The following is a 23760-nucleotide window of genomic DNA, read 5'->3' as shown; positions in this document are numbered from 1 at the left end:
AATCCGTCTCATTTTTCTCGCCTGCTTGTGATCCGCCACGGCGCGCATAGCATTCCAAGTCGAGGCGCCGCGGCGCCTCGGTGTGCTATGGCGATTCAGACATTTCCGGTTTCGGCAATCTGTTCAAGGGATGGGCAGCAGCACGAACTGTGCGGGCGGTGCCTGCGCGAACGCCTGCTCAATCAGGCAGGGATTCGCAACGTTACGCTTCATCCGCCGACCAACGGCCAGGCGCTGCTCGAGCTGGACTACGATCCCAGGCTGATCACGCTGGAACAGCTTAACGACGAGGTCCATCGGGCGGGGTTCTGCCTGAGTCCGGATCGGGCGGAGATGGTCCTGGGCATCGACGGAATGGTCTCGCCGCGCAGCGAACAGGTCATCGAAACGGTGCTCTCGAAACTGCCCGGTGTCGTGGCCAGCGCCAACTTCGCCTCGCGAACGCTGCGGATCGAATTCGACCGGCGAATGTGCGCGTTGCCGGAGATCGCCCGGCGGCTGGATGAGATGGGGTTCCGGCTTCGCCCCGCGGATCGCCAGTCGCCCGCCACCCGGGCGCACGCCACGTCGTGGCTGTCGCGGGCCGCTGCACTGGCCTGGGAACATCACAAGATCACCATGGCGCTGCTGGGGGGACTACTGCTGCTGGGGGCGCTGATCGTGCACAGGACCGCCGACAGCCGTCTGGAGTGGCTGCGTGTGGCGCTGATCGTGCCGGCGTACTTCCTGACCGGCTGGTACACCTTCAGGGACACACTGCGGACGTTGTGGAACCGGCAGTTCGACATCGACGTGCTGATGTTCGCCGCCGCCATCGGCGCGGCGGTGCTGGGACACTACGAAGAGGGCGGGTTGCTGCTGCTGCTGTTTGCCCTGGGCGGGGCCGGGGAGGAGCTGGCGATGGACCGCGCCCGGCGGGCGATTCAGGCGCTGGCCAAGCTGGCGCCGGAAACCGCCACGGTTCGCGACGCCGACGGCAGCGAGCGACTCGTGCGCGTCGAGGACCTGAAGGTTGACGACCTGGTCGTCGTGCGACCCTTCGATCGCATTCCCGCCGACGGCCTGGTCGCCAGCGGCACATCGTCGGTCGATCAGTCTCCGATCACGGGCGAATCCGTGCCTGTGGAAAAGACTCCCGGGTCGCAGGTCTTCGCCGGCACGATCAACGGCGAGGGGCTGCTGGTGGTGCGGGTGAGCAGGCCGGCCAGCCAGACCACGCTGGCCAAGATCATCAGGATGGTCAACGAGGCGCAGACCACCAAATCGCCGACGCAGGTTTTCACGGATGCGGTGGAGCGTCGTTACGTGCCGATCGTGCTGATCGCGACCGCGGCGCTGATTGCGGTGCCGCCTTTGTTCGACGGCGCCTGGGCGACGTGGTTCTACCGGGCGATGGCGTTTTTGACGGCGGCGTCGCCATGCGCGTTGGCGATTGGCACGCCCGCCGCCGTGCTCAGCGGCATCGCCCGCGCGGCGCGCGGGGGCGTGCTGGTCAAGGGGGGTGTGCACCTGGAAAACCTCGGACGCGTCAACGCCATCGCCTTCGACAAAACCGGAACCCTCACCCGCGGGCGCGCGCAGGTCACCGAGCTGCTGCCACTGAACGGCCGGCCTGCGGGCGAGCTGCTGGCATTGGCGGCGGCGGTGGAACGCGGCAGCAGCCACCCCCTGGCCAAGGCGATCGTCGCCGAGGCGCAGGCGCGGCAATGCGCCGAACTCGTGGCCGTGGATGTGGAGCAGATTCCCGGGCAGGGGGTCACGGGGCGCGTCAATGGCTCCACAGTCGCCGTCGGGCACGTGGACCTGATCAGCCCGTCGCATCCTGATCTGCCACGCGTACAGCAACACATCGATTCGCTTGCCTCCAGAGGCTGCACGACCGTTGTGCTGGTGATCGATCAGGTTCCCGAGGCGGTGATCGGGCTTGCGGACCGTCCCCGCGACAACGCGGCGCGAACCATCGCCCGCCTGCGACAGATCGGGATCGCGCGCACCATCATGCTCACTGGGGACAGCCGACAGGTCGCCGACGCGATCGCCAGACAGGTTGGTGTGGATGAGCACCACGGCGACCTGCTGCCGGAGGACAAGGTGCGGATCATCCGCGAGGCGCAGCAGCGATACGGACCGATCGCGATGGTCGGAGACGGCGTGAATGACGCGCCGGCGATGGCGACGGCGGCGGTCGGGGTGGCCATGGGCGGCGCGGGCACCGATGTCGCCATCGAGACCGCGGATGTGGCGCTGATGGCCGACGATCTGGAAAAGCTGCCCGACGCCATCGGCCTGTCGCGATTCAGCCGCCGCATCATCATGCAGAACCTGTTCATTGCCCTGGGAGTCATTCTCGTGCTGGCGCCGCTGTCGGCACTCGGGTATACCTACTTGGGCGTGGCGGTGCTGTTCCACGAAGGCTCGACGGTCCTGGTCGTGCTCAATGCGATGCGACTGCTGGTGTACCGAACCCGGTAGACGACAACTGGCGCATTGGAACGGATTGCGCCGCTTTCAGTTTCTGGCCCGCAGCCGGCACTTGGCCGCCAGCAGACCCGCGGCGCATGCCCCCGACATTGCCGGCTCTGGCAATGTTCCCGACTGCACCGCCCGCAACGCCGCCAGGTACTCTCCGCCAAACATCCGGGCATGCTCGGCAATGAGCGCTTCAGCGAGCGGACCGGCCTGATTCACGTACGCATTGTCGATCAGGGCATAGTCCGTTGCGTCGATGCTGCCGGAGTAGTCGAAGTCTCCATTGATCCAGCCGCTCAACGTGTTGACATACCCGTTGTCGATCAGCGAGTAGTCGGTGGCGTCGATCGAGCCACTCAGGTCGGCATCCCCGAAGTAGGTGAACTTCACCAGGATCTCATTACCGGTGAGTGTCTGCCCGGCGAAGGTCGTGTAGATCGGCCCGCTGCCACCGACCTGAGCCAGGTCATTGAGCACAACGCCCAGCCCGTACAGGAAGCTGCCGGCGGCGGTGTTCTGGACATTGGCCTGTGTGCTGCCGATGCCCGGCCCAAGCCAGTCGAAGTTCCCGCCGTTTTCCAGGGCTGACTTGATCGACGCGGTGACGGTCGCGAGGCTGCCGCTGTTGACGATCAGGCTGTTGTTGTTCAGGTCCAGTCGCGCTCCGCTGCCCACCGCCAGGCTGGCCACGCGGCTGGTGCCGGCGGGGCTGTTGGCGGCGGGGTTGTTGATCACCCGCATCGTGCCGGAGCTGACGGTCAGCCCTGCCCCGCGCACGTGCTGCACCGATAGCGTCTGGCCGGAAGCGACCGCCACGGTGGTGTTGTCAGCCAGTTGGATCGGGGCGGCGATGCTGTGGCTGCCGGACAGCACGTTGATCGCCCCGTTGCCGCTGGTGGCGTCGATGGTCAGCGTGCTGCTGCCGGAGATGGTGTAGGCATCGCTGTCGTCGAATCGGACGACGCCGAGTGCGCGGGGAGAATCGAGACTGATCGTACGCGGGGATGTGATGGCGCCGCCGAAGTTGGCCGTCGCTCCCGGACCGTCGGGCACTCCGCCGGCCCAGTTGCCCGCATCGCTCCAGGCGCCGATGGCGTCGATATTCCAGATCGATCCGACCGAGGATGCGACCGCGACTTCGACGTGGTCGAGATAGAACGTGCTGCCGATCGGCCCCAGCACGCGGAAGTCGGCGCCATGGTTCTGGCGGTTGCCAAAGTACGCGTCGGCAAGTTGGAAGGTGTGTTGCTTCCACTGGCCGCTGGCTCCCAGGGCGACGCTGCCGCCGTTCTTGTAGAGCGCGGGCAGCGTGTCGCCGGTGTTCGAGTCGTACTGGAGCTGGATCGCTCCGCTGCCGCCGGTATCCAGATAGGTCACGGTCACAAGCAGGTTTGGCTTGCTGGCCTGGTATGAGAACCAGTCGGCGGCGGCGAAGTAGAAGTAGAAGTCTTCGGCGGGGTTGGCGTTTCGCCGCGCGGTTCGCCCGGCGATGGTCAGGGGCGTGGTGTCGCCGTCGCCGCCTTGCGGGTGTACCAGCCCGTTGGGGTCATTGGGATCTCCCAGATCGATGCGTATGGCCTGCTGGGCGGGCGCGGCGAACGTGCCTTTGACGATGTACGCCTGCGGTCCCTGCGCGATCGTGAATCGTTCGCCGGCGCGTTTTGTGGTTTCCAGCACAACCTGCCCGGTGAGGGGGTTGAAGAGCTGGAAGGTCATGTCGCGCCTGGCCTGAAGCTCGGCTCCGCCGGGCAGGATGCCCATCGGTAGCGTGTAGAACCTGTCGTCGCGGATGGTCGAGAGGTTGCCGCTCACGCCGCTGGTGGGATTGGCGATCCCCTGCCACCAGTATTTGTTCGGCTGACCATTGGCGAAGACGGTGAAGGGCGCGGCGGCTTCCAGGCCGTCGTTGCGCGTCCAGTTGGCGATGTCGCCGGCGAGAAGCCTGTGCAGGTGCCAGAAGCTTCCCACGCCCGGTTTGTCCTCGAACCGCGTGTTGCCGAACACGCCCGCGTCGGTGTGGTAGACGTACATCGGAAGTTTGGCCATGTACGCGAAGGCGGCGGCGCTGACGAGCTTGATGGGATCGGTTTCCTGCGCGACGGATGCTCCGGGCCCGATTGGCTCGTTGCTGCTGACTGGCGGGATGTCGGGGATGAATCCAACCCGCCACGGATCGCGCACCGGGTACCAGCCGCCCTCGATCGTGCCGATATCACGGCTGAAGTGGACGGTGGCGATGTCGACGCCGCTGTTCTGGTAGAGCTGGGCGATGCCGTCATTGCTGTAGTCTTCGGGGGCGCTCAGCGCCACGGGGATGCTCGTGCGCGCGTTAAGGTACTGTCCGAATTCGCGCAAATCGGCGATGCCCTGCGAGCCGGGGAAGCCGTTCTGCCACGCTTCGTTGGCCACCTCCAGCAGGATGAGCTTGTGCTGTCGTCCCTGAAGATTGTCCAGGATCGTCTGCATGTGCTGGAGGCGCGCGGCCTTGGTGGGCATGAGCTGGGCGTCGGCGAAGATCGTCAGCTCGATGCGCAGGCCGTAATCGTCGTAGGCGATGTCGATCAGGTCGCGAAGCTGCTGCCAGTAATCCGGCCAGGCGTGCACGGTCTGTCCGGCACGGTTGGTGAAGGTGACGGGGGCGATTTCCTTGCCGGCCCAGGCTTCATACCAGCCGACCATCGAGAGGGCACGAATGTAGTTGAAGCCGCGTTGGGAGAGGAATTCCAGATCGGCGCGCAGGCGGGCGCGGTCGTATTTGGCGCGATGCAGCGCCGACATGTAGGTGACCCCCAGACCCAGGAAATGGCCCTGGTCGTCCCTGAGCGCGTGATCGTCAACCGCGACGATGCCCGTTCTGGCCGGGGCGCGCGGGGTGGTGGTCTGCGGCAGCGCGGTGCCTGCACCGAGCAGGAACGCACCACAGGCGAGTATTGCCAAGGACTGCTTCACGAGGCGTATCCCCGTTTGCCCGGCGACTCTTCACGGCGCCAGCCACTGGGCCAGCAGCCTCACACTCACCAGCATGACCACGACCACGCCGGTGAGGACGATGAATCCGGCAATGGACTGCCGCCGCGCCGCGGTGTTGTCGATCTTGGCGGCGGCCTGGGGAAGATTGTCCAGGCGCGCTGCGGCCGCGGTCACCGGGGCGGCGAGTGTCGCGGTGGCGGTAGCCGTGGTGGCGGCGTGACCGTTGCCGCAGACGCTCTGGGCCAGCGAGGGTTCGGTGATGACTTCGAAGCCGCGACGTGGCGGGGCATCCTCGATGGGCAGCTCGAAGGTGTCGCGTCCGGGCACCTCGCGGAAGCCGGCCTCACGCAGCACGTGCTCCTGTCCGATCGGCGTCTTGAGCAGAAGGAAGAACTGCTCGGTGCGGACCGGATCTTCCGGCCGAGTCAGCAGGCTGACGATGATGCCGGCGCCAATTCCTGCCAGCACGTAGAGCGTGATGGTGAATGGCAGGCCCGCGTCCTTGGCCCAGGTGACTTTGATGCCCAGGACCTCAAAATCGGGCAGAACGAACTTGGCCAGAGCCGTTGCGCCCAGAGCGGCAAAGAAGCTGGCGATGGCGCCCCAGCGGTTGGCGCGTCTCCAGAGGATGGCGAAGAACCAGGCAATGCCCATGAGCGGCACCGTTTGCCAGAGGAACCGCATGGCCGCCGGCATGTCCGTGAAGAGGAACGCCAGGATGATCGAGATGATCGCGAAGACGACGGAGGTGATCCGGTTGACCAGCACGAGCTGGCTTTCGGTGGCGTGAGGTGCGATCAGGCGCTGATGAATGCTGTTGGTCCAGATTCCCGCGAAGCTGAGCATGTTGACAGCGCAGTTGTCCATCACCGACGCCATCACGCACGCCAGCATCAGCCCCACGCATCCGACGGGCAGCAGGTCGGCGGACATCTTGCCGAAGGTGTGGTCGGGATCGGCGGTCGCGGAGTACCCGTACAGTGCGATGGCCATCACGCCGGTCAGCGCCCAGGGGATGGTCATGAGTCGTTTGAGGATCATGCCTCCAACAAAGCCGATGCGGCTGTCCATCTCGCTTTTGGCGGCGGCGGTGCTGGCCAGGATCTGCGGCTGCGCGACCATGCTGATCAGCGAGCTGATCGACATCATCACGATCCAGTAGACGGTCATGTCGCTGGAGAGCACCAGATCGAACACGTGGGCGGCGTTGGGGTGATTGGATTCGAGGATCCTCTGCTGGAAGCCGTGCAGCCCGCCGACCTTCTGCCAGAAGAACGGAATGATCAGCAGCGACATGACGATGGTGAGCATGCCCTGAAGAAAGTCGTTCCAGACGGCGGCGATGAGGCCACCGGCGATTCCGTAGGCGAAGGAGACGATCGCCATCAGCACGATGGCCAGGCGATAGTCGATTTTGCCGTCGGTCAGGGCTTCGACAACCTTGGCGGCTCCGTAAAACATCACGCCGTTGAAGCTGAGCATGACGAACAGAGCGAAGACCGAATAGACGTACATCATCGGCCGGCCGAAACGGCGCTCGAAGAAGTCGGCGGTGGTAAGGCATCGGGCGCGGCGGAAGATCGGCGCCAGCAGCCAGTAGATCGGCAGGGTGAAGACCATGACCCACTGATACCAGATGCCGGAGAGCCCGAACTTGTAGGACTGGGAGGCCACCCCCACGGCGCTGTCGGCATGCGTGCCGGCGCCGAAGGCGAACATGATCATCATCGCCTTGCCGAAGCGCCTGCCCCCCATCAGGAAATCTTCGCGGTTGCGAATGAGCCGGGTGGCGATGAAGCCGATGGCGGCAACCACGACGAAGTAGCCGACGAGCACGATGTAGTCCAGAAGTTGCAGTCCCATGATGGTATCGGGTTTGGTCGAACGGTTTGCCGAAAGTCCAATCGCTAACAGACCGTTGCGCCGGCGACGCCGCCGCGCGCGAAGTCGGGTCGCGGCACGTAGTTGAAATTCCCATAGCGGTCCTGGCCGCTGATCAGGATCGGTTTATCGACGAACACGCCGGGCACGGGCTTGACGTCCGGGCGTGTGAATCGCAGGGTCATTCCGCAGCGGCGGCGATTCGAGCGGTTGGGGTTGGAGCCATGAACGGTCAGGCCGTCATGCAGCGACGCCTGGCCAGCTTCCAGCTCCAGATCGACGGCGCGGCTTTCGTCGATGAGCTTTGGATCGATTTCCTGATTGAGGCCGAGGATGTTGCCGCTCTTGTCGGCCTTGCCATGCGGCAGCAGTCCGCCGCGATGCGATCCGGGGATCACGCGCATGCAGCCGTTTTCCACGTCGGATTTATCGATGGCGATCCAGAGCGTCACGGCGAACGGCGGCTCAAGCCCCCAATAGGTCGTGTCCTGATGCCAGGCGACGTAATGCTCACCGTCTCCCGGGGGCTTGGCGAAGAAGCCGGTGGCGATGAGCACGACATCCTCGCCGATCGCGGCGCGAATCACCTCCAGAACGCGTGGGTGCGTGGCCAGATCCCAGAAGGGCTTGTAGGCCAGATGCTGCTGGGTCGGCCGGGCGGTGATCCCGCGCGCCCTGCGTTCGGCTTCGAGCTGGTCGTAAGCCTGGCGGTAGTGCTGGACCTCCGCCGGGCTGAGGATATCGATGGGTGCGACGTACCCGTCCTGATCGAGTTGCTGGGCAACCTGCTTGAGATTCATAGTGACTTCGATTATCGATAAACGTGATGTTTTCGCAATATTTTCTTTGTCAATTTTCTCGACGGTGTTAGACTTCGCGCCATGAGTCCTTTTCGAGCCGCATTGGCCACGGGCACGCCGCAACTGGGGCTGTCGGTTATGTACCCGGCCCCCGGGATCATCGAACGCATCGGTCCGGACTGGGATTGGATCTGGATCGACGCCCAGCACGGAGAGCTGGGCTATCACGACGTTCTGGGGCTGGTGCGCGCCTGCGATCTGGTCAAGCGGGCGGCGATGGTAAGGGTGCCCGGACACGAAGCAGGCCCCATCGGACTGGCGCTGGATATGGCCCCGGCGGGGGTAATCGTGCCCTGCGTGGATACCCCCGAGCAGGCGCGCGCCGTGGTCGATGCCGCCAAGTTCCCGCCACTGGGCAAGCGGTCGTATGGCGGCCGACGTCCCATCGACCTGCTGGGCCGAAAGTACTCCGACACAGCCAACGAGGATCTGCTGCTGATCGTTCAGATCGAATCCCCGCAGGCGATCGAGAATGCGGAGGCGATCGCGGCGGTGCCCGGGATCGATGCGCTGTTCCTGGGTCCGGACGACATCATGCTTCGCCGCGGGTATTCGATGACCGCGCCGCGATCGAAGGAAACGCTGGGCAAGGATATGCAGGCGGTCATCAGCGCCTGTCGCAAGCACGGAAAAGTCGGCGTAATGGTGGGGGTGGGCGAGGAGATGCTGCGGCTGTGCGTGTCGATGGGGTTTCAGATGATCGTCAGCGGCAGCGACGTGATGTTCCTGGCCACAGGATCGAAGCGAGCGTCCGAGGACGCGCGCGCGGTTGTGAAGCAGCAGGCGGAGAAAGCTGCCGGCTCGCCGCAGCAGAGCAGGCCGGTTGCCACCGAGGCTGCGCCGAGCATCGGCTCGCCGTACTGACCGCCTGCATCATGATGCGGTGCAGCACCGGCGGGATACTGAACCGGCTGGTGGACGCCTAAGCCAGAGAAGGTTGTGGTTCAAGGGATTTGGAAGGAGATCCAGTCGCAATGAATGTGGTGATGTGTCGGAACAAACAGGAGCTGGGCGCCCGCGCGGCGCGAGACGGCGCGGAGGCGATCCGCAACGCCATACGCGAGCGTGGAGCGGCCAACATCGTCATCCCCACCGGCGGATCGCAGGTGGAGATGATCGAGGCGCTGGTCGCCGAGCCAGTCGATTGGACCAGGGTCAGTGTGTTTCACCTGGACGAATATGTGGGTCTGCCGGTGACGCACCCGGCATCGTTCCGCAGGTTCCTGCGGGAGCGGTTTATCAACCGCCTGCCGGCCAGGGTGGCGGAGGTGCATGAGGTCAACGCCGAGGGCGATCTCCAGGCCGAGTGTCAGCGGCTGAACCGGATCATCGGGCCGCGGATTATCGACGTGGCGTTCGTGGGGATCGGCGAGAACGGACATCTGGCATTCAACGATCCGCCAGCCGATTTCCAGACCCGCGAGCCCTACATCGTGGTGAATCTGGACGAGGCCTGTCGCCGCCAGCAGGTCGGCGAAGGCTGGTTCAGCCGTCTGGAGGAGGTTCCGACTCGGGCGATTTCGATGTCGGTTCAGCAGATCCTCAAGGCCAGGCGGATCATCTGTTCGGTGCCGGACCAGCGCAAGGCCAAGGCGGTACAGGCGGCGCTGGAAGGCCCGGTCACGCCGATGGTTCCTTCGTCGATCCTTCAGACCCACGAGGGGACGACGGTGTACCTGGAGCCGGCATCGGCATCGCTGCTGACGCGCGTGGCGGCGACGACCGCGTGTTGAACCTGGCCCGGACCAGCGGTTGAAAGCCAGGCGACCGTGAAATCGCGGCTGGGGGTCAGGCGGAGACGGGCCTACTCAGTCAACGGAGGACTCGCCGTTGGGTGTACGAATTCTGAACATGGCCGACACCGCAGCCTGCCCGGATGTCTTTGCGCCACTGGCGGAGGTTGGCGCGGAAGTCGTGACGCTTGCTGCGGATCAGCAGGTGCTGCTGGAGCGCATCGGCGAGTTCGATGCCTACTTCGCGTCGCTGCAAGTGCGCGCTGACGCGCAGGTGCTCGCACGCGCCCCGCGGCTGCGGGTCATCGCCACAGCCTCGACGGGGACCGATCACATCGATCTGGCCGCGGCGCGACAGCGGAACATCGCGGTGTTGTCGCTGAAGGATGACACGGCGTTTTTGAATCAGCTTACGGCGACGGCGGAGCTGGCCTGGGCGCTGCTGCTGGCGACGGTTCGCCGGCTGCCCGCGGCCGTCGCCGCCGCCAGGCAGGGGATCTGGGGTCGCGACCGCTTTCGCGGGCATCAACTCTCGGGCAAGACGCTGGGCGTGCTGGGCTATGGGCGGCTGGGACGCATCGTCGCCGAATACGGCAAGGCGTTCCGCATGCGTGTTCTGGCATGCAACGACACGGAGGTTTCGCCCGCGCCCGGCGTGCAGATGGTCAGCTTCGATACGCTGCTGCGAGAATCGGATGTGTTGTCGATCCACATTCACCTTACGGACCGCAACCGGAAGCTGATCAACCGAAACGCCATCCAGCGAATGAAGCCCGGCTGCGTGCTGATCAACACCAGCCGCGGCGGCATCATCGACGAACCGGCGCTGCTGGAGGCGCTTCAGACCGGGCATCTGGCTGGGGCGGGGCTGGATGTGATCGACGGCGAGTGGGAGCCGGATCTGGCGAATCATCCGCTGCTGCGTTACGCCCGCGAGCACGAGAATCTTGTGATCACTCCGCACATCGGCGGGGTGACCTACGAGTCGCAGCGGATGGCCTTCGCGCACACCGTTGAAAAGCTGCGAAACTTTCTGTTGAGCAACTTGGGAACAGCAAGATGAGCACGACCATAGCATCGAGCACCACCTCGGCAAGTCCGGATCTGCCGGCCGACCTGATGACGATGGACACTCCGCGATTCATTGCTCATTGCCGCAGGCTGTATCGCAAGACGCTTCTGGAGGACGTGGTGCCGTTCTGGCTGCGGCACGGGATCGACCGGCAATACGGCGGGATCGGCAATCTGCTGGATGATGCCGGCAATGTCACTGGAACCGACAAATGGCTTTGGTCGCAGGGCCGGGCACTGTGGACGTTCTCGGCCTTATGCAACCGGATCGAGCGACGTGCCGAGTGGCTGGCGTTCGCCGATCACATCTTCCAGTACCTGCGCACGCACGGCCGCGATGAGCAGGGGCGATGGATGTTCCGCCTGGACAAGAACGGCAACGTTCTGGATCGGGACATCAGCATCTACGTGGACGGGTTCGTGCTTGCGGGGATGACCGAATACTACGCGGCGACGAAAAATGAAGAGGCGCTGCGCATCGCGCTTCAGACCTACGAGAACGTGTTGGCCAGGCTCGCCAAACCCGGCAGCTATGGTCTGGCGCCGTACAGCCTGCCGCCGGGCATGAAGACCCATGGCGTGTCGATGATCTTCGGGCTGTTTTTCTTCGAGCTGGGGCGCCTGCTGAATCGACAGGACATCATCAACAACGCGTTGGATCACGCCTACCAGATCCTGAAGCATTTCTATCGCCCGGAAAAAGACGCGGTTGTGGAGTTTGTGACGACGGACGGGCGGTACGTGGACAGCCCCGAGGGCCGCACGTGCGTGCCCGGCCACGCACTGGAATCGATGTGGTTCCTGATTTCGATCTTCGAGCGGACCGGCGACCTGGATTCGATACAGACCTGCTGCCGGATCATCAAGCGCCATCTGGAGCTGGCCTGGGACGAGGAGTACGGCGGGCTGATGCTGGCTCGCGATGTGGACGGCATCGAGCCGCCATTCTGGAAATATCCGCAGTACAAGCCGTGGTGGGTACAGGTCGAGGCGCTGGTCGCTACCGCCTACGCCTACGTACACACGCGTCAGCCCTGGTGTCTTGAATGGCATCGCAAGGTCCAGGATTTCGCGTACAGGCATTATCCGGTTCCAACCGGCGAGTGGTCGCAGTGGGTCGATCGGCTGGGCAATCGGATGGGCAATGCGTTTTTGCCCGTGAAGGATCCCTTCCACCTGCCGCGGGCCCTGATCGAGTTGATTGGCATCTTTGAGAACAGGTTGAACCCATGAGAAACGGCAGATTCTTCAGCTTTGCCAGCAGAGTTGCAGTCGTCGCTTGCGGTTGGCTGCTGGTCGGCGGTTGCGAGTCAGCCAACAACCAGCCGCGCCCGACAGGCAAACCGATTGGCGATGTATGGACACAGGACAGTTTCGAGGACTTCAGCCAGGGTCGTTTCGGCGACGGCGGGGTCAATACGTATGTTTCGGCGGCGGGCAGGATCCAGCTCATCAACCGATGGGATCTGAACGGCGACGGCAACATCGACCTGGTGTTTGCCAACAGCCACCCGCAGGCCGAAAAACTCGACGCGGTGATCTACTGGGGCAATGGGCAGGACTTTTCCGAAAAGCGAGTCACGCCGGTGCCCAACGAAGGCTCGCAACATTGCGTGGCGGCGGACGTGAATGGCGACGGGAGCATGGATCTGGTGGTCGCCAACTACGCCAACGGCACCTGGAGCAAGATGCCCTCGGCGGTTTATTACGGTGCCGCCGCGGGCACTGCTGCGCACAACAACGGTTCGTCATCGTCAGCCGCAAAACTGCCTGGCCAGCCCTGGCCCAATGCACCGTTTGCCACCAAGATCGCCTTGCCGACCGAAGCCGCACAGTCCGCGGCGGTTGGCGATCTGAACCGCGATGGTTATCCCGACATTGTCTTTGCCCAGTCGGCGGGATTCTGGGAATACCGCGGCGGCGGAGCGCTGGCCTCGCCCAGCCGAATCTACTGGGGCTCGGCATCGGGATATTCGCCGGACAGATTCCTGGACATCGAAGCGTCCGGCGCCTCCGACGTCGAAATCGCCGACTTGAACCGCGATGGGTGGCTGGATCTGGTGATCGCCAACCGCGAGAACAACGGCAAGTGGGAGACCAACTCGTTTGTTTACTTCGGTGGCGAAGGCGGCTTCAGTGCCGACCGCCGGGTTGAGCTTCCGACCAATCAGGTCAACGCCGTCGAGGTCGCCGACATCAACGGCGATGGCGCGCAGGACATCCTGTTTGCCAACGGTCAGGGTGGCGCGTCGTTCATCTATCTCAACGACGGCGGCAGCTTCAGCGCGAGCAATCGCATCGAGTTGCCCACCAGCGACGCCCGCGATGTCGCCGCCGGAGATCTCAACGGCGACGGCGCGGTGGACGTGTTCTTCACCAATCACCAGACCGCCGAGAACCGGCTGACGCGCTCGTACTTGTACTGGGGCAGCTCAGGCGGTTTTTCCCCTGATCGGCGACAGGAGTTCGAGACGGTTGGTGCATGGGGTGTGTCGCTGGCGGACCTGAACCGCGACGGTCGTATTGACATCGTCGTGTCCAACTTCCAGGAACACGAATCGTTCGATGTACCCTCATACATTTACTGGAACTCCGAACAGGGGCTGTCGGATGGCCGGCGAACTTCGCTGTTCACCCGCGGCGCCGTTGGCAACACGGTGGCCGACTTCAACGGCGACGGAAACCTGGACGTGCTGTTCAACAACACGATGGGCCGGCGCCGCGGCGGAGTCACTCCATCATTCGTGTACTGGGGCGACAAAAAGGGGCAGTATTCCGTGCAACGCCGTCTGGAGCTGCCGGGCGTTGAGCCATACGACTGGGCCGCTGGCGACCTGGACGACGACGGCAAAGTCGATCTGGTGCTTGCGAACATGGCCGAGGTGGGCCGGCGAATCACCGAGTCGTTCATCTACTGGGGACAAGACACCGACCCCATGTACGCACCGGAACATCGCAGCGCCGTGGTGACGATGGGCGGGCGGGGTGTGAGTCTTGCCGACCTGGATCGCGATGGCTACCTGGACCTGCTGTTCTTCAACACCAACGTCAGTCGTCCCGGGGAGCCCGGGCCGACGCCGGGGCAGTTGCTGCCCCACGGTGTGTTCATCTACTGGGGCAGTCCCGATGGCTTCGTGACCACAGCTCGCACCGAGCTGCCGGGTAGCGGCAACGGGCTGCCGCAGGCCGCCGACCTCAACTACGACGGCAACCTCGACATCATTGTCACCGGAGGACCCGGGCCGACGCTGATTTACTGGGGCGACGGCAAGCGCGACGGCTACTCCCGGCAGCGTTGCAGCCAGGTGCCCAACAGCAAGGGCTTCAGCAACTCCGAAGTCGCCGATCTCAATAAGGACGGGTACCTGGATCTGATCCTCGTGTTCCGCGGCGACAAGCCGTCTTACGTGTACTGGGGCAACGAGAAAGGTGAGTTCTCGGATCAGCGCCGCACGCCGTTCACTCCGATCGAATCGCAGGGCGTGACCGTCGGCGATGTCAACGGGGACGGATGGCTCGACATCGTCGCACCCAGCTACAAGACCGGCGGCAGCCGCGCGACGATGTCGCGCATCTTCCTGGGCGGGCCGGAGGGCATCAGCGATTCGCGCAGGTTCGAGCTGCCGACGATGGGCGGCACGGGCAGCCTCGTTTCCGACTTCAACCGCGACGGCTACACCGATCTGCTGCTGATCTGCCACCGCTCCGAAGGCGATCCCAACAAGCCGGGCGTGCTCAGCGATCACTGCACCGATTCGTATCTGTACTGGGGCGGGCCGGACGGGTTCAAAGTTGACCGCAAGCTGTTGATCCCCGTGGAAGGCGCGCACTACGACGCGGGCACCGACCTGGGCAACATCTATGATCGCAGTCTCCAGTTCGACTACATCTCCCCAGCCCACGAATACGGCGGCAAGCGTGGCCAGCGGATTGAGTGGAAGGCGCAGACGCCGCCCGGGACGAAAGTGAAGTTCCAGGTTCGTACCGCAGCCAGCCAGAGCGAGCTTGCGGCCGCGTCGTGGGTCGGGCCGAAGGGCCAGGGTTCGTACTACGAGCGCAGCGGCGCGTCGCTGAATACGCCCGAGGGGCACTCGTGGATTCAGTATCGAGCCGTGCTGGAATCGGAAAACGGCGCCAACTCGCCGGTGCTCGATTCGGTGAGCCTCAGCTTCCGGTAGTGGGCCAGCGGTCGCGCCGTAAGCCGTAGAACCTGTTGCGGAGGTCGCACGATGCGCCATTTTGGCCTGATCTGCTGCTGTGTTTTGTTCGCCTGCTGCGTGGCCTGTTGGGCGGATGAGCTGGTTCAGGTCACGGAGGATTTCAGCTCCGACCCGGGGTGGGACAACAGCAACAATCGCTGCGTGGCGATCGATCCGCCGATGGTCAGGCAGGACTTTGGCTGGAGCGCGGGCAGGATCGGCGGGACGATCTATCAGTCCACGACGCCGGCGTGGTACGGGATGCCAATGGACCGGCCGCTCACGTTCAAGGACAGGTTTTCGGCGTCGGGGAAGATCGCAGTGCAGCCCGGATCGGGCACCGCCTATTTGGGATGGTTCAACCACGAGCGTCAGGGCTGGCGGCCGTGGTCGTCGATGGCGCTGCGCGTCGTGTGCGCGGGAGATGAGGTCTCGTTGTTCATCGACGCGATGTCCGGCAAGTGGGCGGCCAGCGGAGTGGCGGAGATCAAGCAGCGCTTCCCCGCCGATGGATCCGAACACACATGGCGATTCTCGTATGACCCTGATGCGACACGACCGCAGTGGACTGACACGCGACTGCGCAGCTACCTGAGCACCGGCCGACAGCAGCTTTCGCAGATTCTGGAAAAGGCGAAGAAGGACGAGCCGGAAATCACGCGCGAGGCGCTGGAGCAGCGTCTCCAGGCGGCGCTTCAGCAGGGGCTGGTGACCTGGCTGGCGAGGCATCGCACCGAGTACTGGCTGCTGAAGGAGCCTGACGCGGACCTCCTCGGCGAGATCTCGGTGCAGATAGACGACGGCCCGGTCTACAAGAGCTACATGAGGCGAGACGTGCGCGACCATCCCGTGCAACTGGACCGCTTCGGCATCTTCAACATGCAGATGTACCACAGGTCGGTGACGTTTTACGTTTCGGATCTGGTGGTGAATGGCCAGAAGATCGATTTGAGCAAAGACCCTGGCTGGGAAGGCAGGGGCAACAGGGTCACGTTCGCCGAACAGGACTTCCAACGGCAGGACTTCGGCTACAGCCCCGACACCAACCATGCGGGCGGGCAGAAGGGAGAGATCGGCGGGCAGTTCTACAACGTGGAGCCGATCGACCCGCTGCACGGCTACTACGCCGCCGAAGTGGGAAAACTGACGCTGGACGATCCGATTCGGTTTTCGGGCAGAGTCAGCTTCATCGAAGGCTCGACGGATGCGGGAATGTTCTTTGGATACTTCAGCGCCGAAGACGAGAAGAAGGAGCTGCCGCCGAACGTGCCCAACAGCGGCGGCGTCGCCTGGCCGCAGCCGAATACGCTGGGGATCGTAGTGGATGGCCCGGCGCGGATCGGGTGGTTCTTCTCGCCGTACTGCACCGCCGCCACGCGGGAGCTGTCGGTCAGGACAGAAGGCCCGGTGTTTCATCCGACGCGCGTGTCGCGCAGGTTCGAGTTCGTGTATGACCCGTCGGCCAATAACGGGGTGGGGCGAATTACCGTCAGGCTCGACGGGCATGAGCCGTTCAGTGTGGACCTGAAGCCCGAGCAGCGCAAGGCCGGGGCGACGTTCGACCGCTTCGGATTGATGAGTTTCCGCCGCGGCGGGAAGTTCTCGACCCTGTTCTTCGACGATCTGACGTACACGGCGCGCCGACCCGCGGGCTATCAGCCAACATTCCACAAACAGCAGATCACGCGGGTGCAGTATCCGCCCGGCGGGCGGAAGTATTGATGCTTCAGACTCGACCGGCGGCGGCAATGAGCCCGCAGGGTCTGATGCATCGCCAGGGACATGAGGCAGGAATGAGCCTATGACGACGCGAGCAATGACGGTCGCCGCTTTGGCGATGCTGATGCTGGCGGTTGAGCTGCAAATCAGTGCTGCCCAGACGCCCGGCGGCGCTCAGCCGAAGATTCCCAACAGCAGTGTACGTGTTCGGCCATCCGTTGAGCCGGTGGACTTGAGGTCCGGGCCGCAACTGTTCATCGACGAATACCTTGTGGCCGAGGCGCGCGGAGTCAGAAAGGTGACGCAGCAGCCGCAACGATTTCTCGACGGGCCGATTCTGGGCTGGAAGCAGCACACGACCCAGCCCTACCTGACGGTGCTGCGTGATGCGGAAACGGGGCGGTTCCGCATGTGGTACAACTATGACGCGGGCAAGAACTGCGCCATCGCCTACGCCGAATCGGAAGACGGCATCCGCTGGACGTTGCCGGAGCTGAACATCCTGGGGCCGGACAATCGGCTGTTCATCATCGGTCGCTCGCAGGAGCACGGCAGCTACGGCGTGTCGGTGGTCGATGACGGCAGGCAGGCGAGGGATCCTTCGCGGCGATACAAGCTGATGTGGTGGTCGGGCACGACCGAGCCGCCGGGCGTCGCGGTGGCGTTCTCGCCGGACGGGATCCACTGGACGCAGTATCAGGCCAATCCTGTCATTCCGTGGTATCCCTCGGATCATCCCAAGGCGCACGCGGGTGTGGGGGATATTGTCGATGCCTACTGGGATCCCATTCGTCATCGCTACGGCGCGATGCTGAAGCTTTCGGGGCTGGAGTCCGACGGCTGGCCGGCCGGGCCGCGAACGGCCAAGTTCCATCCCCGGATCGTCGGCGCAAGCTACAGCGATGACTTTGTGCACTGGAAAGAGCCGTGGCGGGTGATCGTGCCGGAGCCGCGCGACGAAGGGGCGCTGGAGTTCTACAGCGCCGGTGGAACCATCGCGCGCGGGCCGCTGCTCATCAGCTTCGTCCGCATGCTCCACGACGATTATTCGCCTGATCCGGGTGTCATGGATGAGAGGGGCATGACGCCGGGCATCGGTTACACGACGCTGGCGACCAGCCGCGACGGCGAGCATTGGGAGCGCCACGACGACATCTTCTTCGACCGCAACCACGAAAAGGGGACCTGGGATCACGCCATGTCCTGGATCGGCTCGGCCGTGCCGGTGGGCGAGGAACTGTATCTGTACTACGGCGGCTACGCGCGCGGACACAAGATCGAGCCGACGAAGGAACGACAACTGGGTCTGGTGAAGATCAAGATGGATCGCTTCGTCGCCCGCGAGGCGAGTGGCGATCAACCCGGACTTCTCGTGACAGTGCCGCTGCACGTGCGGGCCGGGGCCGGATCGCAGTTGATGCTGAACGCCGACGCCTCCCGGGGGCGGATCCGGGTGCAGGTTCGCGATCTCAACGGGCGGGTTGTGCCGGGATTCAGTTTCGACGACTGCCAGCCGATCACCGCGGACGGCGTCGCGCTGCCGCTGGCGTGGAAGACGAACATCGATGGCCAGATGAAGCCGGGGCTGATCGATCTGGCGCGGCTGAATGATCAGACGATTCGCCTGGAGTTCGAGATCACCAATTCCAAGCTCTTCGGCTTCGAGTTGCAGCCGGGCAAGATGGCGGCGGTGCGCGTGGGCGACGGGCCGCACCTGTTCATTGACGATCACCTCATCGACTCCAGCAGCGACCTGGAGCGAAAGTCGCAATCTCCGGCGCGGATGGATCGGCCGATCGTTGGTCTGGCGAATCATCCCGACGGTCGCGTCTCACCGGGCACGATAATCTATGACCCCCAGCGCGACACTTTTCGGCTCTGGTATTGGACGGCTGGTGAAAGGGTGAAAAACGCCCTGCGATACATCGAGAGCAAGGACCCGACGAGCTGGACCGGACAGGGAGAGGTGACTCTTCAGCTTGCGGGCGACCAGGGGAAGATCCTGGTTGACGAAGGCGAGCGCGCGGCGCGCGACCCGCAGCGGAAGTACAAGATGGCGGCGTTTCCCGAGCGGCCGCTGATCGGCACGGGCGTTTTCTTTTCTCCCGACGGCAAGCAGTGGACGGCCTACGAAGGCAATCCGGTGCTGCCGTATTACCCTTTCGGGCATGAGCTGTGGCGCGTCAGCGTCGGCGACATCGTCGATCCGTACTGGGACCCGGTTCGAGGACAGTACGGCATGTTCGTCAAGATGTACACCACCAGCGACAGGGAGTTTGGCGTCAACTCGCGCACGATGCAGCGGGGCATGGGGCTGCGGCTGACGGGGATGAGTGTCAGCGACGACTTTATGCACTGGTCGCGGCCGTGGCGGATCTTCGAGCCGGACTTTCGCGATGGACAAGGCGCGATCGAGTTCTACGGCGGCGAGGTCATCGCCCGCGGCGATCTGCTGATCGCGTTTGTACTGATTCTTCGTGATGATCTGGGCGAAGAAGGAATCGGCTATACGGTGCTGGCGAGCAGCCGCGACGGGCGGACTTGGACTCGCCACCGCGAGCCGATCCTCCAGGCCAATCCGAGCGCCGACTTCGACCGTGTGATGGCGTGGGTCAAGACGGTGACGATGAAGGACGACACCGTCTACATGGTCTATTCGGGCCGGGACAAGGGGCACAAGACCGGCTACCGGCAAATCGGCCTGGCGACGCTGCCGAGGGATCGCTATGTGGCCCGCGCGGCCAGGCAAGGGCGCGAAGGGATCCTTCGCACATCTCTGCTGACGTATCGAGGCGGCGTGCCCAGGGGGCTGTGGCTCAACGCCGATGCATCCAGGGGACAGATCACCGTGCGCGTGCTGGATGCGCAAGGCAAGCCGATTGCGGGGCTGGAACAGAGCCAGCCGGTGACCGGCGACGGGCTTGCGCTTCCGGTGCGATGGTCGCAGCCGCTGGCCAGCGTCGGCGCACAGCCGTTTCATTTGGAGTTTGCGCTTCGTGACGCGGCGGTGTTCGGTTTCTCATTTCAGGATGAGTCACTCGCCAGCGGCACGGAAGTTCGCACGGCGGCGCAACGGGTGCCATGACAATCATTGCGGAGGATCGACTGTGCAGATTTCGACTCTGAGATCCCGCCTGGTGTGCACGCTGCCAGCAATCGTGTTGAGCATGCTGATCGTCAGCGATGCGCCGGCCCAGTCCATTGATCCACTGATTCAGGTGAAGCAGGACTTTTCGCAGGATCCCGGTTGGGAAGGCTGGCAGAACCGCGTCGTCGGCGAAGGCAACCCGACCATCGTGCAAGACTTCGGCTGGAGCGCGACGAGCCACGCGAGCAACTCACCGGGCGAGATCGGCGGAAAGCTCTACATGTCCACTACGCCCGCGTGGTACGGGCTGCCATTTGGTCGTCCGCTGTCATTCAAGGATCGTTTCTCGGCATCCGGAACGATCGCGATTCCTCCGGGCGATCACAGCGGGGCGTACTTCGGGTTCTTCAACTCGCAGCGTCAGGGCTGGCGGCCATGGAACTCGATGGCAATCCGCCTGACGCGCATTGCGGCACGCGGGCGCGAAGGAATGCGAGTTCACATCGACTACAAGACGGGTCTGGGCAGTGGCGGCGGGCTTGACACCGACATCTTCATTCCCGCTGACGGCTCGCGTCACACGTGGAAACTCACCTACGACCCCGATGCCCGCCCGGACTTCAACTGGCCCGACCCCAACATGCCCAAATACCTGCCGACGCAGTATTCGCCGGTGTCCGAGATTCTCGAAAAGGCCAGGCAGTTTGATTCGACTTTGACCACCGAGCGATTAACGGCCCTGTTGAACAAAGCGCGTGACCAGGGTCTGGTGGTGCACTGGCTCCGTAAGGGAATCGATACCTATCTTCTCGAGGCGGACGCGGACAAGTACAGGGGGAAGGTGTCGTTCCAGGTCGATGACGGACCTGGATACAGCCGATTCCTTCAGCCGGGTTTCTACGACGAGCCGGTGACGATGGATCGGTTCGGGATTTTCAACTACCAGCTTTACCACGGGTCGATGGAGTTTTACCTGGGGGATCTGGTCATCAACGGCGAGCCGATCGACCTTACGCGCGATCCGGGCTGGGACGGACACAACAACCGCGCCACGTTCGTCGAGCCGGATTTCCACGAGCGGATGAACTTCGGATACAGCGAGACGAACTGGGCGGGGGAACAGATCGGCGAGATCGGCGGGCGATTCTACAGCACCGAGCCGCCGGACCCGATGCACGGTTACTACGCCGACGATCAGGTCGGCACGCTGACGCTGGACGACCCGCTGTCGATGTCCGGCACGCTCTGCTTCGTCGAAGGCGCGCCGGATGCGCGCGTCTTCATCGGCTGGTTCAACGCAAACGAGAAGCAGGCCGACATGACCAACACGCCCGAAGACCAGGGCCACCCGCTGAACCAGTCGATCGGCATCGAGTTCAGCGACAACACCGTAGTGGGCTATTACTTCACGGCGGTGTGTTCCCCGACGTTCAAGCTGGAGAGCACGCGGAAGGGCCCGGTGATGCGCCCGCTGCGCCAACGCCAGAAGTTCACGTTCGACTACGACCCCAAGGCCAACAACGGCGTGGGACGGATCACGGCCACGCTGGACGGCGAGCGGATCACGCTGGATTTGACACCCGAGCAGCGGCAGGCCGCTGCGAAGATGGACCGGTTCGGCATCCTGAACATCCGCCGCGGCGGGAAATACGTGGACGTGTACTTCGACGACCTGACGTACACCGCCCGGCCGCCAAAGGATGCCGAATCGAAGCGACAGCGGCAGCAGGTCGTGACGTACCCGTATCCGCCGAACGGGAGAAGGCACTGACGCGTCATTGGCGCGTCCGGTCAATGGAGTCGTACGCCGGGGCGGGCCGGAGGCTGCTGGCGGGCGAGTGCCCGCCCGTGTCACAGGCGCTGCGAACAGGCAGGTGTCCGGCGCCAGGGCGCGACGCGCATGATCGGCAGTGATCTTGAGTTTCACAGAAAGGTATCGTTCAGCGATGAAAACGAGTGAATTGCTGCGTTGGATGTTGGGCGCCATGGCGACGGGTCTGACGCTGTGCGCACCGGTCGCGGCGCAGGATCTGGTTCAGGTCCACCAGGACTTCTCGCAGGATCCGGGCTGGAAGGGGATGAATAACCGCGTCGAGGCGAGCAATCCGCCGACGATCAGGCAGGATTTCGGCTGGAGCAACACCAACCACACGGGCGCGGGTCCCGGGGAGATCGGTGGAGTGGTCTGGCGCTCGCGCACGATCGCGTATTACGCGTTGCCGTTCGGCAGGAACCTGACGTTCAAGGACCGGTTCTGGGCGTCGGGCAGGGTGGCGCTGATGTCGGGAGAGAAGATCGGCGGGGCGTACATCGGGTTCTTCAACCACACGCGACAGGAATGGCGGCCATGGTCGTCGGTGGCCTGGCGGCTTGGCGACTATCCTCGCGGCGCAGAGGTGCATGTCGATTTCATGACCGCAAGCTGGCTGGCCAACGGCATGCGCCTGCCGATCATCATCCCGGCCGATGGCTCGGTCCACACGTGGAAACTCGAGTATGATCCGACGGCCAGGATCGATCCGAATAACTGGCCTGCGGCGAACATGGCCGAGCTGCTCAGCGGCTCGCGGCAGAGAGAATCGGATCTCTACGAGAAAGCCAGGCAGGTCGAGCCGAATCTGACGGCCGAGGAATTCCACAAGCGGCTGGAGCTGGCCGAAGAGCGCGGCCTGGCGGGAAGCACGCGCCTGGGCGATCACCTGGCATGGTGGAAAAACTCCAACCCGCGGGACTATCTGGGCGCCGTGACTTTTCAGTTGGATGAGGGTCGCAAATACGTCGCGTTCCTGCCCAAGGAGTATCAGGATGAGCCGATGCTCATCGATCGCTTTGGCATCTTCAACTTCCAGCTCTATGGGCGACACTGGGAGTTCTACGACAACGAATCCACCGGCACGACCTGCGAGTTCTACATCGGAGACTTGACCGTCAACGGCAAGAAGATCGACCTGAGCAAAGATCCGGGCTGGGAGGGCGTGGGCAATCGCGTCACGTTTGTCGATCGCGATTTTCACGGGCGGCATCACTTTGGCTACAGCGAGACCAACTGGGCCGGCAAACAGATCGGCGAAATCGGTGGGACCATCTGGCGGAACGAGCCGATCGACCCGCTGCACGCCTACTACGCCGACGAGGTCGGCAAGCTGACGCTGGACGATCCGATCAGCTTTGAAGGCCAGCTCTGCTTCGTGAATGGCGCCACCGACGGAGATGTGTTCATCGGATACTTCAACGAGCAGCAGCGACTGACAAAGTTCACAGGCGGCAATCGCGACTATCCGCCGGACCTGGCGCAGCGCGTAGGGGGAAGACGCAACATCCATCTGGGCTTCGACCAGCGCGCCGCGCGGCTGGGCGGAACCATGGGGTTCACCATCGGCGGACCGACGCGCGTCGGGTTCTACTTCGCGGGCACGCTGGTGGCCACTGCGGACCTGGCGGCGGGGCAGAACGGCCCGGTGATCCATCCGGACGGTCGCCCGCGGCACTTCAGCTTCAAGTACGACCCCCAGGCCAACAACGGCGTGGGGCGCGTCACCTGCACGCTGGATGATCAGAGCTTCGGCTTCGACCTCACACCGGAGATTCGCAAAGCTGGTGTGACATTCGATCACTTCGGGATTACTTCGCCGCGGGTGGGTGGCAAGTGGGTGACGGTGTATCTGGATGATCTGACATACACGGCGCGGCGCGCGCCGGATTACAAGCCGGTCAAGCATGAGCAGAAGGTCACGATTGTCGAGTACCCCGAAGGCGGGCGCCGATTCTGA

The 23760-nt window shown here is 63.9% G+C and carries 13 protein-coding genes; 10 read left to right on the top strand and 3 right to left on the bottom strand.

What is annotated here, in order from left to right:
- The first annotated feature begins 87 nt into the window (after nt 1–87).
- Nucleotides 88–2472: a heavy metal translocating P-type ATPase gene (locus ACQS5P_RS21155; RefSeq protein ID WP_428938605.1), complete on the top strand. Its 2385-nt coding sequence runs from the start codon at nt 88–90 to the stop codon at nt 2470–2472.
- Nucleotides 2473–2508: 36 nt separating this feature from the next.
- Here the strand turns inward: ACQS5P_RS21155 and ACQS5P_RS21150 are convergent, their stop codons facing one another.
- From ACQS5P_RS21150 to ACQS5P_RS21140, 3 genes are read right to left on the bottom strand one after another with little or no spacing between them, the layout of a single operon-like run.
- Complete coding sequence (locus ACQS5P_RS21150) at nt 2509–5418, bottom strand: hypothetical protein (protein ID WP_428938604.1); 2910 nt, start codon at nt 5416–5418, stop codon at nt 2509–2511.
- Nucleotides 5419–5448: 30 nt separating this feature from the next.
- The gene (locus ACQS5P_RS21145) at nt 5449–7302 is read right to left on the bottom strand and encodes a sodium:solute symporter family protein (RefSeq protein ID WP_428938603.1); all 1854 of its coding nucleotides are present in this window, start codon (nt 7300–7302) and stop codon (nt 5449–5451) included.
- A 44-nt stretch (nt 7303–7346) separates the two neighbouring features.
- Nucleotides 7347–8120, bottom strand: a complete 774-nt coding sequence (locus ACQS5P_RS21140) for a phytanoyl-CoA dioxygenase family protein (RefSeq protein WP_428938602.1) — start codon at nt 8118–8120, stop codon at nt 7347–7349.
- An 81-nt stretch (nt 8121–8201) separates the two neighbouring features.
- Between ACQS5P_RS21140 and ACQS5P_RS21135 the strand changes: the two genes are divergently transcribed.
- From ACQS5P_RS21135 to ACQS5P_RS21095, 9 genes are all read left to right on the top strand, one after another.
- Nucleotides 8202–9044: an HpcH/HpaI aldolase family protein gene (locus tag ACQS5P_RS21135; RefSeq protein WP_428938601.1), complete on the top strand. Its 843-nt coding sequence runs from the start codon at nt 8202–8204 to the stop codon at nt 9042–9044.
- 122 nt (nt 9045–9166) lie between these two features.
- Nucleotides 9167–9913, top strand: a complete 747-nt coding sequence (locus tag ACQS5P_RS21130) for a glucosamine-6-phosphate deaminase (RefSeq protein WP_428938600.1) — start codon at nt 9167–9169, stop codon at nt 9911–9913.
- 118 nt (nt 9914–10031) lie between these two features.
- Entirely contained in the window at nt 10032–10976 is a 945-nt protein-coding gene (locus ACQS5P_RS21125; protein ID WP_428938599.1) for a 2-hydroxyacid dehydrogenase, read from the top strand.
- Nucleotides 10973–12217, top strand: a complete 1245-nt coding sequence (locus tag ACQS5P_RS21120) for an AGE family epimerase/isomerase (protein ID WP_428938598.1) — start codon at nt 10973–10975, stop codon at nt 12215–12217. Before ACQS5P_RS21125 ends, ACQS5P_RS21120 begins: the two co-directional genes overlap by 4 nt.
- Nucleotides 12214–15162, top strand: coding sequence for an FG-GAP repeat domain-containing protein (locus ACQS5P_RS21115; RefSeq protein ID WP_428938597.1), 2949 nt, complete (start codon nt 12214–12216; stop codon nt 15160–15162). The genes ACQS5P_RS21120 and ACQS5P_RS21115 overlap by 4 nt, the downstream gene beginning before the upstream one ends.
- A 51-nt stretch (nt 15163–15213) precedes the next feature.
- Entirely contained in the window at nt 15214–16905 is a 1692-nt protein-coding gene (locus ACQS5P_RS21110; protein WP_428938596.1) for a hypothetical protein, read from the top strand.
- Between the two features lie 79 nt (nt 16906–16984).
- Nucleotides 16985–19987: a hypothetical protein gene (locus ACQS5P_RS21105; protein ID WP_428938595.1), complete on the top strand. Its 3003-nt coding sequence runs from the start codon at nt 16985–16987 to the stop codon at nt 19985–19987.
- 22 nt (nt 19988–20009) lie between these two features.
- Nucleotides 20010–21761, top strand: a complete 1752-nt coding sequence (locus tag ACQS5P_RS21100) for a hypothetical protein (RefSeq protein WP_428938594.1) — start codon at nt 20010–20012, stop codon at nt 21759–21761.
- A gap of 175 nt (nt 21762–21936) precedes the next feature.
- Nucleotides 21937–23760 carry a hypothetical protein gene (locus tag ACQS5P_RS21095; protein WP_428938593.1) on the top strand — a complete coding sequence of 608 codons (1824 nt, stop codon included), beginning with the start codon at nt 21937–21939 and terminating at the stop codon, nt 23758–23760.

The sequence above is a fragment of the Fontivita pretiosa genome, from assembly GCF_050410795.1.
Lineage (GTDB): Bacteria > Planctomycetota > Phycisphaerae > Tepidisphaerales > Tepidisphaeraceae > Fontivita > Fontivita pretiosa.
The sequence above is the reverse complement of the archived record's forward strand: the minus strand, read 5'-3'. Positions and strand labels throughout refer to the sequence as shown.

Excerpts from the sequence above, each read along its gene's own strand:
- ACQS5P_RS21155 (WP_428938605.1), top strand. The coding sequence starts at position 88 with ATGGCGATTCAGACATTTCCGGTTTCGGCAATCTGTTCAAGGGATGGG.
- ACQS5P_RS21135 (WP_428938601.1), top strand. The coding sequence starts at position 8,202 with ATGAGTCCTTTTCGAGCCGCATTGGCCACGGGCACGCCGCAACTGGGG.
- ACQS5P_RS21145 (WP_428938603.1), bottom strand. The coding sequence starts at position 7,302 with ATGGGACTGCAACTTCTGGACTACATCGTGCTCGTCGGCTACTTCGTC.
- ACQS5P_RS21120 (WP_428938598.1), top strand. The coding sequence starts at position 10,973 with ATGAGCACGACCATAGCATCGAGCACCACCTCGGCAAGTCCGGATCTG.
- ACQS5P_RS21105 (WP_428938595.1), top strand. The coding sequence starts at position 16,985 with ATGACGACGCGAGCAATGACGGTCGCCGCTTTGGCGATGCTGATGCTG.
- ACQS5P_RS21095 (WP_428938593.1), top strand. The coding sequence starts at position 21,937 with ATGAAAACGAGTGAATTGCTGCGTTGGATGTTGGGCGCCATGGCGACG.
- ACQS5P_RS21125 (WP_428938599.1), top strand. The coding sequence starts at position 10,032 with ATGGCCGACACCGCAGCCTGCCCGGATGTCTTTGCGCCACTGGCGGAG.
- ACQS5P_RS21110 (WP_428938596.1), top strand. The coding sequence starts at position 15,214 with ATGCGCCATTTTGGCCTGATCTGCTGCTGTGTTTTGTTCGCCTGCTGC.
- ACQS5P_RS21115 (WP_428938597.1), top strand. The coding sequence starts at position 12,214 with ATGAGAAACGGCAGATTCTTCAGCTTTGCCAGCAGAGTTGCAGTCGTC.
- ACQS5P_RS21140 (WP_428938602.1), bottom strand. The coding sequence starts at position 8,120 with ATGAATCTCAAGCAGGTTGCCCAGCAACTCGATCAGGACGGGTACGTC.
- ACQS5P_RS21130 (WP_428938600.1), top strand. The coding sequence starts at position 9,167 with ATGTGTCGGAACAAACAGGAGCTGGGCGCCCGCGCGGCGCGAGACGGC.